The organism is Bradyrhizobium sp. USDA 4474 (genome assembly GCF_054057515.1).
In genome coordinates, this window is the sequence record NZ_JBSRZJ010000002.1 from 3,321,548 (window position 1) to 3,336,831 (window position 15,284).

General features: G+C 64.3%; 10 protein-coding genes, 1 tRNA gene, 2 pseudogenes and 1 riboswitch. Of the genes and pseudogenes, 9 read left to right on the forward strand and 4 right to left on the reverse strand.

What is annotated here, in order from left to right; genetic code table 11:
• The first annotated feature begins 14 nt into the window (after positions 1-14).
• A riboswitch (ZMP/ZTP riboswitch) is annotated at positions 15-96 on the forward strand.
• A gap of 24 nt (positions 97-120) precedes the next feature.
• The 3 genes and pseudogenes from purH to ACVW16_RS17600 all read left to right on the forward strand — a co-directional run bounded on the left by purH (position 121) and on the right by ACVW16_RS17600 (position 5,327).
• The gene (gene purH / locus ACVW16_RS17590) at positions 121-1,713 is read left to right on the forward strand and encodes a bifunctional phosphoribosylaminoimidazolecarboxamide formyltransferase/IMP cyclohydrolase (protein ID WP_456700402.1); all 1,593 of its coding nucleotides are present in this window, start codon (positions 121-123) and stop codon (positions 1,711-1,713) included.
• Positions 1,714-2,185: 472 nt separating this feature from the next.
• Positions 2,186-3,937 carry a gamma-glutamyltransferase gene (ggt, locus tag ACVW16_RS17595; protein ID WP_456700403.1) on the forward strand — a complete coding sequence of 584 codons (1,752 nt, stop codon included), beginning with the start codon at positions 2,186-2,188 and terminating at the stop codon, positions 3,935-3,937.
• Positions 3,938-4,032: 95 nt separating this feature from the next.
• Positions 4,033-5,327 (forward strand): annotated as a pseudogene (locus ACVW16_RS17600) (MFS transporter).
• A gap of 26 nt (positions 5,328-5,353) precedes the next feature.
• Here ACVW16_RS17600 and ACVW16_RS17605 read toward each other — a convergent pair.
• Positions 5,354-6,019, reverse strand: a complete 666-nt coding sequence (locus ACVW16_RS17605) for a glutathione S-transferase family protein (RefSeq protein ID WP_456700405.1) — start codon at positions 6,017-6,019, stop codon at positions 5,354-5,356.
• Between the two features lie 147 nt (positions 6,020-6,166).
• On the opposite strand from ACVW16_RS17605, the gene ACVW16_RS17610 reads away from it, so the two are divergent.
• The 4 genes from ACVW16_RS17610 (at position 6,167) to panE (ending at position 9,906) form a co-directional block, all read left to right on the forward strand.
• A complete protein-coding gene (locus ACVW16_RS17610) occupies positions 6,167-6,763 on the forward strand; it encodes a DUF2239 family protein (protein ID WP_456736837.1) in 597 nt (198 codons plus the stop codon).
• An 87-nt stretch (positions 6,764-6,850) separates the two neighbouring features.
• Entirely contained in the window at positions 6,851-8,185 is a 1,335-nt protein-coding gene (locus ACVW16_RS17615) for an MATE family efflux transporter (protein ID WP_456736836.1), read from the forward strand.
• 90 nt (positions 8,186-8,275) lie between these two features.
• Entirely contained in the window at positions 8,276-8,884 is a 609-nt protein-coding gene (locus ACVW16_RS17620; RefSeq protein ID WP_456736835.1) for a 2-hydroxychromene-2-carboxylate isomerase, read from the forward strand.
• A gap of 98 nt (positions 8,885-8,982) precedes the next feature.
• Positions 8,983-9,906: a 2-dehydropantoate 2-reductase gene (panE, locus tag ACVW16_RS17625; RefSeq protein WP_456700409.1), complete on the forward strand. Its 924-nt coding sequence runs from the start codon at positions 8,983-8,985 to the stop codon at positions 9,904-9,906.
• A 46-nt stretch (positions 9,907-9,952) separates the two neighbouring features.
• Here panE and ACVW16_RS17630 read toward each other — a convergent pair.
• A pseudogene (locus ACVW16_RS17630) lies at positions 9,953-10,205 on the reverse strand (c-type cytochrome); the annotation flags it as partial.
• Between the two features lie 295 nt (positions 10,206-10,500).
• Positions 10,501-10,575, reverse strand: a tRNA-Gly gene (locus tag ACVW16_RS17635).
• Positions 10,576-10,848: 273 nt separating this feature from the next.
• Here ACVW16_RS17635 and trxA point away from each other — a divergent pair.
• Positions 10,849-11,769, forward strand: coding sequence for a thioredoxin (gene trxA / locus ACVW16_RS17640; protein WP_456736834.1), 921 nt, complete (start codon positions 10,849-10,851; stop codon positions 11,767-11,769).
• 84 nt (positions 11,770-11,853) lie between these two features.
• Positions 11,854-12,531: an LON peptidase substrate-binding domain-containing protein gene (locus ACVW16_RS17645; RefSeq protein ID WP_456700411.1), complete on the forward strand. Its 678-nt coding sequence runs from the start codon at positions 11,854-11,856 to the stop codon at positions 12,529-12,531.
• Positions 12,532-12,637: 106 nt separating this feature from the next.
• Here ACVW16_RS17645 and ACVW16_RS17650 read toward each other — a convergent pair whose 3' ends face one another.
• A complete protein-coding gene (locus ACVW16_RS17650) occupies positions 12,638-15,139 on the reverse strand; it encodes an EAL domain-containing protein (protein WP_456736833.1) in 2,502 nt (833 codons plus the stop codon).
• Positions 15,140-15,284 lie beyond the last annotated feature (145 nt).

The following is a 15,284-nucleotide window of genomic DNA, read 5'->3' on the forward strand; positions in this document are numbered from 1 at the left end:
AACTGCTATCGACCGCTCGTTCGCGCGACTGGCGACCTTGGATGGAGCACCATCGGGAAGCGCGATACATACCCGCCGCGCGCCTGGGCATAGACACTCCCTGAACAGAGGATCTTGCTCATGACTGACCATCCCCGCCGCGTCACCCGCGCCCTTCTCTCCGTCTCCGACAAATCAGGCCTGATCGACTTCGCCAAGGCGCTTGCCGCGCATGATGTCGAGCTGGTCTCGACCGGCGGAACCGCCAAGGCGATCGCCGCCGCCGGCCTGAAGGTGAAGGACGTCTCCGACCTCACCGGCTTCCCCGAGATGATGGACGGCCGCGTCAAGACGCTGCATCCGAAGGTGCATGGCGGCCTGCTCGCGATCCGCGACAACAAGGAGCACGCGGAAGCGATGAAGGCGCACGGTATCGCGCCGATCGACCTGCTCGTCGTCAATCTCTATCCGTTCGAAGCGACCGTCGACAAAGGCGCGGGATTCGAGGATTGCATCGAGAACATCGATATCGGCGGTCCCGCGATGATCCGCGCCGCCGCGAAGAACCACGACGACGTCGCCGTGGTGGTCGAGGCCGACGACTACAAGGCCGTGCTCGACGAGCTCGCCGCCAACAACGGCGCGACCACGCTGAAGCTGCGCCGGCGGCTTGCCGCAAAGGCCTATGCCCGCACCGCGGCCTATGATGCTGCCATATCGAACTGGTTCAACCGCCAGCTCGAGATCGAGGCGCCCGACTTCCGTGCCTTCGGCGGCAAACTGATCCAGTCGCTGCGCTACGGCGAGAACCCGCACCAGACGGCGGCGTTCTATGCAACACCGGACAAGCGCCCGGGCGTCTCGACTGCACGGCAGCTCCAGGGCAAGGAGCTCTCCTACAACAACATCAACGACACCGATGCGGCCTATGAGTGCATCGGCGAGTTCGACGCCCGGCGCACCGCTGCCTGCGTCATCGTCAAGCACGCCAATCCCTGCGGCGTTGCTGAAGGCGCGAACCTCGTCGAGGCCTATCGCAAGGCCCTGGCTTGCGACTCGACCTCGGCCTTCGGCGGCATCATCGCGATGAACCGCGCGCTCGACGCCGACACCGCGCGCGAGATCACCAAGATCTTCACCGAGGTGATCATCGCGCCCGATGCCAGCGAGGAAGCCATCGCCGTCATCGGCGCGCGCAAGAATCTACGTCTGCTGCTTGCCGGCAGCCTGCCCGACCCGCGCGCGCCCGGCCTCACCGCCAAGACCGTGGCCGGCGGTCTTCTGGTGCAGAGCCGCGACAACGCCGTGGTCGACGACATGACTTTCAAGGTCGTGACCAGGCGTGCGCCCAGCGATGCCGAGATGCGCGATCTCAAGTTCGCGTTCCGGGTGGCAAAACACGTCAAGTCGAACACGATCATTTACGCCAAGGATCTCGCCACCGTCGGCATCGGCGCGGGCCAGATGAGCCGGGTGGATTCGGCCCGCATCGCAGCGCGCAAGGCACAAGACGCCGCCAACGAGCTGAAGCTCGTCGAGCCGCTCACCAAGGGTTCGGTCGTGGCGTCGGATGCGTTCTTCCCGTTCGCCGACGGCATGCTCGCCTGCATCGAAGCCGGCGCTACTGCCGTGGTGCAGCCCGGCGGCTCGATGCGCGATGACGAGGTCATCAAGGCCGCCGACGAGCACGGCATCGCCATGGTGTTCACGGGGACAAGGCACTTCAGGCACTGAGGCTGGCGACTCGTCATTGCGAGCGCAGCGAAGCAATCCGGAATCTTTCCGCGAGGAGCTCTGGATTGCTTGGTCGCACCAGCGCAAGATTGCTTCGCGATTTTGTCGCGGGCTCCTCGCAATGACGGTGGTGAAACCGGAGAGCGCAGCTACTCCTTCACCCACATCGATCAGCCGCGGCGGGATGATGGAGACATCGCCGGGCTTGCCGATCCACAGCCCGCAGGAGGCCGCCACCGGAACCGCACCGAATGCAGCGAAACGTGAAAGTAGGGCTGGGCGGCCCAATCGGGGAAGATCCAGCCGACGACGCTGCGCGCGGCGGATAGCTCCGCGAGGCGAGGGCCACTGGCGCATCCGGGGCGATCGTCATCACCCTGTCCTCATCACAAACAGTTTTGCCTCTCTTGGCGCAAACCGTATAGCATTATCGCGGCGCGCTTGAATTCGCCTGAAGCTCAGCGGAAATCCGATGATGGCGTCATTTTCGACACGGCGCGCTTTTTTCGCGCTCATCGCTACTCTGACGTTTGGTCTGGCGTCGGCGGTAGCACAAGATGCGCGGCTCCCCTATGTGCCGCCCGCGCTCGACAGCGTGCACGCCATTCCGGCCGAGCACGGCATGGTGGTGGCACAGGAGAGGATCGCGGCGCATGTCGGCGCCGACGTCTTGCGACGTGGCGGCAACGCCGTCGATGCTGCCGTCGCGACCGGCTTCGCAATGGCGGTGACTTATCCGCGCGCCGGCAATATCGGCGGCGGCGGCTTCATGGTGATCCATTCCGGCGAACGCAACGAAGACGTCGCGATCGACTATCGCGAGACCGCGCCTGCGGCGACCACCGCGCAAGTCTTCCTCGGAGCCGACGGCAAGCCCGATCCCGCAAAATCGCGCGATTCCGGGCTTGGCATCGGCGTGCCCGGCACGGTCGCAGGCCTGGCTCTGGCACTCGATAGATACGGCTCGGGTCGGTTCACGCTGGCGCAGTTGCTGGAGCCTGCGATCGCACTCGCCCGTGATGGATTCATCATCACCGACGACATCGCCGATACGCTGCCTGGCTGGTATCCGCGACTCGCGCGCTGGCCGTCCTCAGCCAAGATCTTCGCAAGGTCCGATGGCAGGCCATTTGGCGAAGGTGACAGGCTGGTGCAGAGCGATCTCGCCGACACGCTGGCGAGCGTCGCGGCGCAAGGACCGCGCGGCTTCTACGAGGGACCGGTGGCGGAAAAGATCGCCAAGGCCGTCTCCGATGCCGGCGGCATCATGACGCCAGCTGATCTGAAGGCCTATCAGGCGGTGATCCGCACGCCGGTGCGCGGCACCTATCGCGGCTACGACATCGTCTCGATGCCGCTGCCGTCCTCAGGCGGCGTGGTGCTGCTGGAGACCCTCAACATCCTCGAAGGCTTTCAGCTCGCGGACCTGAAGCAGGGATCGCCGGCCTCGCTTCATCTGCTGATCGAGGCCATGAAGCGCGCCTACGCCGACCGTGCGCGCTATCTTGGCGATCCCGCCTTCGTCAACGCGCCGATCGATAGGCTCACGGCGAAGGATTACGCCGCCAAGCTGCGCGCCGGCATTTCTGCCGAACGCGCCACGCCGTCGAAGGATCTCGTTTCGACCGCCACATCGCCGCACGAAGGCAGCAATACGACGCACTACTCGGTCGTCGACAATAGCGGCAACGCCGTCAGCAACACCTACACACTGAACTTCAGCTACGGCGTCGGTCTCGTCGCCGACGGCACCGGCGTGCTGCTCAACAATGAACTCGACGATTTCACCGCCGCCGTCGGCGCCTCCAATGCCTATGGTCTTGTCGGCTACGAGGCCAATCTGCCCGGGCCGGGCAAGCGGCCGCTGTCGTCGATGTCGCCGACCATTGTGCTGAAGGACCGCAAGCCGGTGCTGGTGACGGGCTCGCCTGGCGGCAGTCGCATCATCTCGACCGTGCTCCAGGTGATCGTGAACGTGCTCGACTACAGGCTGGACGTCGCGGCGGCGGTGGCTGCGCCGCGGCTGCATCATCAATGGCTGCCGGATGAAGTTCGCGTCGAACGCGGCTTTCCCGACGACGTGCTGTTCGAGCTGAAGGCGATGGACCATCTCGTCGTGGAGCCGATGGGACAGACGTCGGCCAATTCGATTCTCGTGACCCCGAACGGGCCCCTCGGCGCGCCCGATCCGCGCACGCGCGGTGCGGAAGCTGCGGGACAGTAGCCCTGACGCTGCAGGGCAAGAGCGCGGGCCGGCTTGCGCCGGCCGCCGCGCGTGCTACCACCGCTCGGCCAAAAGAATTTGCCGGGGAAACGCACATGACAACAGCCGATCCGAGCGGGCGCATCGAGCGCGCCGAGATCGAGGACAGCAGCCTTCTCGCCTTTTATCGCGACATGAACGTCGCCGAGCGCCGAACCTTCTGGGCTTGCGCGGCAGGCTGGGCGCTCGACGGCATGGACTTCATGATCTACCCGCTGGTGATCGGCACCATCATCGCGCTGTGGAAGGTCGATGCGGGCTCCGCCGGCCTTGCCGGCACGGTGACACTGCTGGCCTCCGCCATCGGCGGCTGGCTCGGCGGCTATGTCTCGGACCATATCGGCCGGGTCAGGACGCTTCAGATCACCATCATCTGGTTCTCGGTTTTCTCGCTGGTCTGCGCCGTCGTACAGAATTTCGAGCAGCTGCTGATCGCGCGCGCCGTGCTCGGCCTCGGCTTCGGCGGCGAATGGGCCGCAGGCGCCGTGCTGATGGGCGAGGCGATCCGGCCGCAATATCGCGGCCGCGCCGTCGGCTCGGTGCAATCGGGCTGGGCGGTCGGCTGGGGCCTTGCCGTGCTGGCGCAAGCGATCTTGTTCTCGTTGATGCCGGCAGAGACGGCGTGGCGCTGGATGTTCGTGATCGGCGCCCTGCCGGCGCTGCTGGTGTTCTACATCCGCCGCTCCGTCACCGAGCCCGAGATCGCCGCTGAAGCCCGTGCCAGGCAGGCCGCGAGCGGCGATCGCCCCGCGCTCTGGGAGATTTTTTCGGGCCCGATCCTGAAGACCACGATTCTCGCCTCACTCGCTGCGACGGGCTGCCAGGGCGGCTACTACGCCATCACGTTCTGGGTGCCGCAGTTCCTGACCAAGGAGCGGCATCTGTCCATCGTGGGATCGACCGGCTATCTCTCGACGCTGATCATCGGTTCCTTCATCGGCTATCTCGTCGGCGCCTGGCTCGCCGACCGCATCGGACGGCGTAACCTGTTCTTGACTTTCTCGATCGGAGCGATGGCCGTCGTGCTGCTCTACACGCAACTGCCGCTGAACAACGAGATCCTGTGGGTGCTCGGCTTTCCGCTTGGTTTCTTCGCCTCGGGTTATTTCTCAGGGATCGGCGCGTTCCTGACCGAGCTCTATCCGACGCGTCTGCGCGGCTCCGGCCAGGCTTTTGCTATAATTTCGGCCGTGGCATCGGTGCGCTGTTTCCCTTCCTCGTCGGTGCGCTCTCGGCATCGACCTCGCTGGCCAATGCGATCGCGATCTTCGCGGTGGTGGCTTACGCGCTGTTCTTCATCGCGGCGTTCGCGCTGCCCGAGACGCGCGGGCGGGTGCTGCACGCGGACTGACAGATCATCGCGGGCGCTGGAGAAACTTACCGCCCGACCTGGTACGGTCCGCCCTTTTCCAGCGCGCGCGCATAAGCCGGCCGCGCGTGGATGCGTTCCAGAAACGCCATCGCCTTGGGATGGCCCTGCTCGAGTCCGCCGCGGGCTTGGGCCGCTTCGAGCGGAAAGCTCATCTGGATGTCGGCGGCCGTGAATTCGCTGCCGGCGAACCACTCGCTTTTGCCGAGCTCGCCCTCCCAATAGTCCATGTGCTGCTTGAGCTGCGGATTGACGAGCGCCGTGAGCGCCTGGTTCGAAACCTTGCGCACCAGCGGGCGAAGCAGCGCCGGCGCGCGTTTCGGCATCAGCGTGAACAGCAGCTTCAACAGCAGCGGCGACATCGCGGACCCCTCGGCGTAATGCAGCCAATAGGTGAAGCGCAGCCGCTCCGGCGTATCAGGCGGCGGGATCAGGCGGCCATTGCCATAGGTCGCGACGAGATATTCGATGATCGCGCCTGACTCGGCGACGGTGTTGCCGTTGTCGGTGATGACGGGCGATTTGCCGAGCGGATGAATCGCACGCAGCTCCTTCGGCGCGCGCATGTCCGGCTGGCGCTGATAGCGCACGATCTCATAGGGCACGCCCAGCTCCTCGAGCAGCCACAGCACGCGCTGCGAGCGCGAATTGTTGAGGTGATGGAGGGTCAGCATCGCAAGAATCCCCGGGCTTGGTTTGTTGGGCCGGCCGCGTACCTGCCAGCCCGGAACCACAATGTCGAGCCGTTCGGAGGATATTTTCATCCGGGTATATTGACGGCGATTATTTACCCGGGTATTAAAGGCGCCACCATCGTCAATATGGCAATGATTTCAATGCAAGCAACTTTCACCGCGTTTCAAGGGCAGCGCCGCCTGGTGTCCGGGCCGGCGGGAGAGGTCGCTCTGGTCGTCAAGCGGGTGGCACCGCGGACGGACGAGGCGATCATCATCTTCGAAGACGCCACGGGCCGATCGATCGACTTCGATCTGCGCGGCGGCGATCGCGAGGTGCTGGCGCGTTTGGCGAAGCTGATCCCGCCGCCGGTCGAGGAGGCCGCGCCGCCGGCCGAGCCGCGCGGACGCGGCCGGCCAAAGCTCGGCGTGGTCGCGCGCGAGGTGACGCTGCTGCCGCGGCATTGGGAGTGGCTCGGCGTGCAGCCCGGCGGCGCTTCGGTCGCGCTGCGAAAGCTCGTCGACGAGGCCAGGCGCGCCAGCGGCGACAAGGATCGCGCACGGCAGGCGCGCGATGCGGCCTATCACTTCATGTCGACCATGGCAGGCAATCTGGCGCAATTCGAGGAAGCCTCGCGCGCGCTGTTCGCGGATGACCGGCGCCGCTTCACCGGACTGATCGCCGACTGGCCGGCCGATATCCGCGACCACATCGTCAAGCTCGCCTACGGCGACCGCGCCTAGCCGCGCAGCACGTCTCACAACCCTATCGACGGCCAAGCCGCGCATTGCTCGGCAGCGGCTTCGCACGCCCTGATGAAAGGCAGAACCATGTCCGTTCCAAAGCCGCTCCGGCAGACTTTCCTGCGCTTCCTCGCGCCGTTGATGCTGAGCAACGCGCTGCAATCGTTGTTCGGCACGGTCAGCAATGTCTATGTCGGTCATATGATCGGCGTCGATGCACTCGCTGCGGTCTCGATCTTCTTCCCGGTATTCTTCTTCCTGTTCGCTTTCGTCATGGGCCTGAGCACCGGCGCAACCGTGCTGATCGGCCAGGCCTTTGGTGCGGGCAAGCTCGACAGGATCAAGATCGTCGCTGGCACGACGCTCGCCGTCGGCCTGCTGCTCTCGATGTCAGTAGGACTGGTCGGTGGCCTGCTCAGCCGGCAATTGATGATCGCACTCGCGACGCCGGCCGACATTCTCGAGCAGGCTAGCCGCTATGCCCGCATCATGCTGCTGACGATGCCGTTTGGCTTCACTTTCCTGCTGATGACCGCGATGATCCGCGGTGTCGGCGACGCAGTGACGCCGCTGTTGGCATTGGCGTTGTCGACTGCGATCGGTCTGATCCTGACACCGATGCTGATCCACGGCGCGGTCGGCATCACCAGCCCGGCCTGGGCGGCTGCGATCTCCAACGCAGTGACGCTGATCGCGCTCGCCGTCTATCTGCTGCGGAAGAAGCACGTGCTCGCACCGGACGCAGCACTGCTGCGCCATGTGCGGATCAATCGCGCGGTGATCGGACAAATCCTGGGCATCGGCTTGCCGAGCGCCGTCGGCATGGTCGTCATGGCGATCGCCGAGCTGGTGCTGCTCGGCCTCGTCAACGGCTTCGGATCCGACGCCACGGCTGCGTACGGCGCCGTCAACCAGGTGATGGGCTACACGCAGTTCACGGCGATGTCGATCTCGATCGCGGTCTCGATTCTCGGCGCGCAGGCCGTCGGCGGCGGCGACCGGACGCGGCTCGATGGCATCGTGCGAACCGGCCTCGCGTTCAACCTCGTACTGACGGGCGGGCTGGTAACGTTGATCTATCTCGCGCCCCGCGCCGTGCTCGGCATCTTCATAACTGACGGCGCCGTGCTCGATCTGGCGAAAGGACTGCTCTTCGTCGCCCTCTGGAGCTCGGTGCCGTTCGGCCTTGCGACGACATTCTCAGGCGCGATGCGTGCCGCAGGCGTCGCGCTGACGCCGATGCTGCTGTCGATATCAGCCATCGTTGCGATCGAGTTGCCCAGTGCGGTGATCCTCAGTCGCACCATCGGGCTTGCGGGCGTATGGGCCGCTTATCCGATCGTATTCTGCGCCATGTTCGTTCTGCAGATGGGCTATTACCTCCTGGTGTGGCGCAAGCGGGCCATCCGGCGTCTGGTCTGATCACCAAGATATTATGACCATCATTAAACGGTGGACCTGTGGCGCGCCCTGCGCCACAATGGGTGAAAAGCGACGTCAGGGAGAACGCATTTGACCCGCACCGCCCCGCAATTCCTGTTCGATTTCGGCAGCCCCAACGCCTATCTCAGCCATCTCGCCATCCCCGCGATCGAACGGCGCATCGGTGTCAAATTCGAATATGTGCCGATCCTGCTCGGCGGCATTTTCAAGGCGACCAACAACAGATCGCCGGCCGAGACGCTCGCCGGCATCAAGAACAAGCGCGAGTTCCAGGCGGTCGAGACCGAGCGCTTCGTCAAGCGCTTCAGGGTTCAGCCTTACGTCTTCAACCCCAACTTTCCCGTCAACACGTTGAACCTGATGCGCACCGCAATCGCGGCGCAGCTCGAGGGTGTGTTCGAGACGTATGTCGACGCCGCCTTTCACCACATGTGGCGCGAGCCGAAGAAGATGGACGACCCTGAAGTGGCCGCGAAGGCGCTGGCGTCCTCCGGTCTCGACGCTCAAAAGCTGTTCGCCCGCGCCCAGGAGCCGGACGTGAAGGGCAAGCTGATCGAGAACACCGAGGAGGCGGTCGCGCGCGGCGCCTTCGGCTCGCCGACCTTCTTCGTCGGAACCGAAATGTTCTTCGGCAAGGAGCAGCTGCGCGAGGTCGAGGAGATGGTGTCGGGAAAGTGAAGCGCGCGCAAGGCGGCCGGCGGATAGCAAGTGGAAATCGCCCCTGCTATTCGCTACTCCCTATCGCCAATCGCCAATCCTAAAAGCGGAGGTCTCCCATGCGTATCCTCGTGGTCGGCGCCGGCGCCATCGGCGGCTATTTTGGTGGCAGGCTGTTGCAGGCTGGCCGCGACGTGACCTTCCTCGTCCGTCCCAGGCGCGCCGGCGAACTCGCGCGCGACGGCCTGGCCATCAAGAGCCCGAACGGCGACGCGACGCTGAAGAATCCGCCGACCGTGCAGACCGACGCGATCAAGGACACATTCGACGTCGTGCTGCTCAGCTGCAAGGCGTTCGACCTCGACGACGCCATCAACTCGTTTGCCGCTGCGGTTGGCCCAAACACCGCGATCATCCCGATGCTCAACGGCATGAAGCATCTCGACACGCTCGACCAGAAGTTCGGCAAGGAGCGCGTGCTCGGCGGTCTCTGCGCCATCGCGGCGACGTTGAACGAGAAGCGGGAAGTGGTGCAGCTGCAGCCGATGCAGGCGATCAGTTACGGCGAACGCGACGGCAAGTCGTCGGATCGCATCAAGGCGATCGACGAGGCCTTCAAGAGCGGCATTGTCGGGGCCACCGTCAGCGAGAACATCATGCAGGACATGTGGGAAAAGTGGGTGTTCCTCTCCTCGCTCGCAGCCTCCACCAGCCTGATGCGGACCTCTGTCGGCAACATCCTTGCGGCACCCGGAGGCAGGGACTTCCTGCTCGGCATTCTCGACGAGACCAGCGCAATCGCCACCGCGTCCGGCTACACGCCTGGCGGCCCGTTCTTCGAGCGCGTGAAGGGCAACCTCACCACCGAGGGCTCTCCGATGACGGCCTCGATGTTCCGGGACATCAAGGCGGGCCTCCCCGTCGAGGCCGATCACGTGATCGGCGACCTCATCGCGCGCGCTGATGCCGCCAAGGTGCCGGTGCCGAAGCTGCGCATCGCGTACACGCATCTGAAGGCGTATGAGAAGCAGCGCGCGGGCTAATCGCGCCCAGCGCTATTTGAAACATGCGAGATTGCGAGCGACTGCGGGGCTGCATCTGCTCGTTCTTGCGCGAGCCGGCGCGGAAGAACACGAGCTGCCCTTGCAGGAATTGATCAGGCTGGCTGGCCCGCAAGCGAGGGGATGTTCTCGGTCTGCGATATCCCGTTCTCGCCGTGGCAGCCGGAGCAAACGGCGGCCTTCTCCTCGACTGCGGCATTATCCGCCGCGCTTGCAGAGGGCGCGCTAAGCGTGAGGAGCGCAGCCGCGCTGATCGCGTGCGAGATGAACTGCCGGCGCATGATGAGGACTCCGATCCATCCCCCTTGTCCTTCCGGGCCGTCCGGAGCGCGGGCTCGCGCTGCTCGCGAAAACAACCCCATGCACAGTAGGACAGGGGCCGGGAAGGTGTGCCCTGACGGCGGCCACGCCTGGTCGCCGAGACGATGTCGGGGCCGAAGCGCGTCCGGAGGATCGCCTGCCCGAGGTGGACGGCGCTGCGGTGACCAGGATCGTCACGCGAAACCCAAGCCAGCCGCCACCGGCGTGGAAAACCACGGCCTGACCTGATTTGGCTGGATGCACCGGGAAAAAAGTTGGAGCGGGCGAAGGGGCTCGAACCCTCGACCCCGACCTTGGCAAGGTCGTGCTCTACCACTGAGCTACACCCGCATCCTGTGTCGGTCGCGTGACGCGCCGGCAACGGCTGTCGTATGCCAAAAGCGGGAGGCGAATGCAACAGCTACCGGCAGCATCATCTCGCTTTCGAGCCCCTATATGAGCCCCATCCCGGCCAAATCGACCGAAAATGGTCGGGAACTGCCGAATCGGCGCCTACGGATTGAAATTCGGCCGCCCCGGCCCAATTTTAGGGCCTGAAACGAAGCATATGCGATGGCGACGTGCTAAAGACCCGCCATTCCAGACATGAGACGAGGGGATCCCGTGACGATCATCGACCAGGCTAACGGAGCGGGTCCGGCTGCGGCCGATCTGATCAAGGACACCACCACCCAGACCTTCGTGAAGGACGTCATCGAGGAATCGAAGCGCCAGCCGGTGCTGATCGACTTCTGGGCGGAGTGGTGCGGTCCCTGCAAGCAGCTCACCCCCATCCTGGAAAAGGCAGTCAAGGCGGCCAAGGGCAAGGTCAAGCTGGTCAAGATGAACATCGACCAGCATCCGGCGATCCCCGGCCAGATGGGCATCCAGTCGATCCCGGCCGTGATCGCCTTCGTCAACGGCCAGCCCGCCGACGGCTTCATGGGCGCTGTGCCGGAGAGCCAGCTCAACGCCTTCATCGAGAAGCTGACCAAGGGTGTGACGGCGCCAGGCGAGCCCAACCTTGCCGAGATCCTGCAGGAGGCCGAGGCCGTGCTCGCCGAGGGCGATGCCGCCGCGGCCGCTCAGATCTATGCCGAAGTGCTGCAGCACGAGGCGACCAACATCGCGGCATTGGCCGGGCTGGCAAAATGCTACGCCCTCTCGGGTGCGATGGAGCAAGCCAAGCAGACGCTCGCCATGGTGCCGGAATCCAAGCGCAACGACCCGGCCGTGAAGGCGGTGCAGACCGCGATCGATCTTGCCGAACAAGCGGAACAGCTCGGGCCTGTCGCCGAGCTGGAACGGAAAGTCGCCGAAAACCCGCTCGATCATCAGGCCCGCTTCGATCTTGCCACCGCGCTGAACGCGCAGGGCGATCGCACTGCGGCCACCGAGCAGCTGCTCGCGATCGTCAAGCACGACCGCAAATGGAACGACGACGGCGCCCGCAAGCAGCTGGTGCAGTTCTTCGAGGCCTGGGGCGGCACGGATGAAGCAACCGTCGAGGGACGCAAGCGCTTGTCGACGATCCTGTTTTCATAGGGACAGCGTGCGGTTATTGTTTGCGCATGATCTTATCGGAACACCGCTGCGCACTTTTCCGGATCATGCTCTAGCGGGGACCAGATGCCGATCAATATCGAATATCGCGGCCCCGCCGACCTGCCGGAAATAATTCCGGTTTTTCCGCTGCCGGGGGCGCTGCTGCTTCCCCGCGGCCAGATGCCGCTCAACATCTTCGAGCCGCGCTATCTCGCGATGGTCGACGATTCCTTCCGCGACGGCCATCGGCTGATCGGCATGATCCAGCCTGACGTCGCGCACTCGCCCAAAAATTCCGACAGGCCGAAGTTGTTCCGCGTCGGTTGCGTCGGCCGCATCACCCAGCTCGCCGAATCCGGTGACGGCCGTTACATCCTCGAGCTCACCGGCATCGCGCGCTTCAAGGTGGTCGAGGAGCTCGAGGTGCTGACCCCCTACCGGCAGTGCAAGGTCGATTTTTTCGCCTTCACCGACGATTTCACCGCGCGCATGGGCGAGGACGAGGTCAACCGCGAGGCGCTGCTGGTGGCGCTGGCGGATTTTCTCAAGGCCAATAATCTCAAGGTCGACTGGGAGGGTGTCGAAAGCGCGCCCAATGAGGCGCTCGTCAACGCGCTGGCGATGATGTCGCCCTACGGCCCGGCCGAGAAGCAGGCCATGCTTGAAGCGCCCGATCTGAAGACACGCGCCGAGATCCTGATCGCGGTCACCGAGATGGACCTCGCCAAGAAGCGCACCAGCGGCGATCCGCCGTTGCAATGACCGGTGCTGAAGCGCGATCAGATTGGGTCGTGATCGCGGTTTGGCTTTTGTTTGAGCATGATCTTTTCGGAAAACCGCTTCACACCTTTCCGGATCATGCTGTGGTTCACGCCGCGCGGATGGCTGCCTTCTCACCTCGCCTCAGCATCTTCGCAATGCCGGATGCAGGCATCGGCCGACCGAAATAATAGCCTTGCGTTTCGACACAGCCCTCTTCACGGAGGATATCGAGCTGCTCCTTCGTTTCGGCGCCTTCGGCGGTCGTCGTCTTCCCCAGGCTGACCGCGAAGCGAACGACCGCCCGCGCGAGATGATGCGCGTCTGCGCTTGCGCTGGACAGTTCATTGACGAAGCTGCGGTCGACCTTGATCTTGTCGAACGGGAATCTCTGCAGGAAGCTCAGCGAAGAGTAGCCGGTGCCGAAATCGTCCAGGGCTACTCGCGCGCCGAGCTCGCGCAGTTGACCAAGTGCTGCGAAGACGGCCTCGCTGTCATGCATGATTGCCGTCTCGGTCACCTCGAGCTCAAGTCGGTCCGGCGGAACTCCCGAATTCGCCAGTGCGCCGACAATGACCGGGACAAGCTCCTTACTCTTGAACTGGGCCGGAGAGAGGTTGATCGCGATCCTGAGATGGGCGGGCCATTTGGCGGCTTCGCTACATGCGGTCGTCAGGATCCATTCTCCGAGCGGCACGATCAAGCCGGTCTCCTCCGCGAGCGGAATGAATTCGCCGGGCATGACCAGGCCTCGCCGCGGGTGATGCCAGCGTAGCAGGGCTTCGAAGCCGCGGATCTCACCGGTCGCGGTATTGACGAAGGGCTGGTAGTGCAGCTCGAATTCGCCGCCAGCAAGCGCATCCCGCATGTCGCGCTCCAGGTTCCGCCGCGCATGCATGAGCTCATCGAGCTCGGGCTCGAAGAAGCGGAATGCACCACGCCCGCCACTCTTGGCCGAGTAGAGTGCGAGATCCGCGCTCTTCATGAGCACGTCGGAATCGTCGCCATCGCGCGGCGCGATGGCAATTCCGATGCTGGTGCCCACCATGAACCGGTGATCGTCGAGATCGAAGGGTTCGCAAAGCGCTTTTCTGATGTTCTCGGCGAGCGCGGCGGCCTCAACGGCGGGGCTGGTCACATAGTCGATCACGGCGAACTCATCGCCGCCCAGTCGGGCAATCACCGCGGTTTCCGTGGTGCATTCGCGCAAACGCGTGGCGACGGCACGCAACAGGGAGTCCCCTGCGGGGTGTCCCAGCGTGTCGTTGACCTCCTTGAACCGGTCGAGGTCGAGCATCAACACCGCAAGTTCGAGGCCGCCATTGCGCGTCACGGCAAGTGCATGCTCCATCCGCTCCCGGAGCAGCACTCGATTTGGCAAACCGGTCAACGCATCGTGTTGCGCCATATGGACGATCTTGGCCTCGGACCGGCGTTGCTCGGTGACATCGAGATGCGTGGCGACCCAGCCGCCGCCGGCCATTGGCTGTCGCGTCACGCAGATCAACCGACCATCAGCGAACTCGTCGATTCTGCTCGAGACTGCATCGAACGGCAACGCGGCCAATTTCGAGAGGAATTGCTCGGCGGCGCCCTCGCTGGTGCCGCTCTTGAGGATGCCGGTCATGACGCGGTGCCTGATGATGTCGGCGTGCGGCGTCCCCGTTTTCAGCAGCTCGGGCGGCAAGCGGTAGAGCTCGGCATAGCGCTCGTTGCAGACGACAAGCCGCTTCTCCGCATCGAACATGCACAAGGCCTCGACCATGTTGTTGATGGCCGTATCCAGCCTGAGTTTCTGCTCCTGGATTTCCCGTTGCGAATCTTCCACCTGTTGCCTGGCGCGGGAAAGTTCGCTGATGATGGCCTCGAATCTGCCGGTTCTGGTCGCAAGGCGACGATCCGCCAGGACACCGACGAAGCTCATCCCGAGCACCGACAGGGCCACACCGGCGATTGCGAGGGCCAGGAAGTTCGGTGAAAGCGACAATGCATCGTTTGCCAGCGTCGGATCGGGAACGATCTGCACGGCGCCCATGGCCGTGAAATGATGCGACACGATGGCAAGCGTCAGCAGCAGCGCAGCGGCCAGGGTCCCCCGCTTGTCCTTGCGGCCGACGGCGACCGCGAGTGCGGCATAGCCCAGGGCCATGCCGAGACCGACCGAGACGAGCACCAGTGTCGGCGACCAGGCCACATGACCCGGCACTTCGAGAGCCCACATGCCGATATAATGCATGCTTGCGATGCCGGCGCCGATGATGCCGCCACCGGCAGCTGCGCGCCAGCGGCCGGAATTGTTAACGGCGACGCCGAAGCCGCCCGACGTCAGCACCATCGCGGCGGCCAGCGACAGCGCCGTCAGGCCGAGGCCGTAGCCGGTCGAGACGCCGGGGTCGTAGGCGAGCATTGCGACGAAATGCGTCGCCCAGATTCCGTAGCCGATGGCGGCACCGGCGATCGCAATCCAGATCCGCCGCGTCCAGGCGCCCGACGCGATCGCGCGATGAAAGATGCTAACCGCTACGATGCTTGCAGCGAAACAAACCAGGCCAGCGAGCACAACGAGCCGCCAATCGTGCTCGGTCGCAAGGCAGGAAAAAACACGAAACATGCAATATCACTCCCTCGTCAATACTACCGAGGATTGATCCAGGCGCGCTTGTTCCGCGTTAATTTTTTGCAATGCCCGGTTGTATGCCTATCGCGAGGTAAACATTCTGCGGCAAATGACGCCATTGGCGTTAATTGTGCGGGTA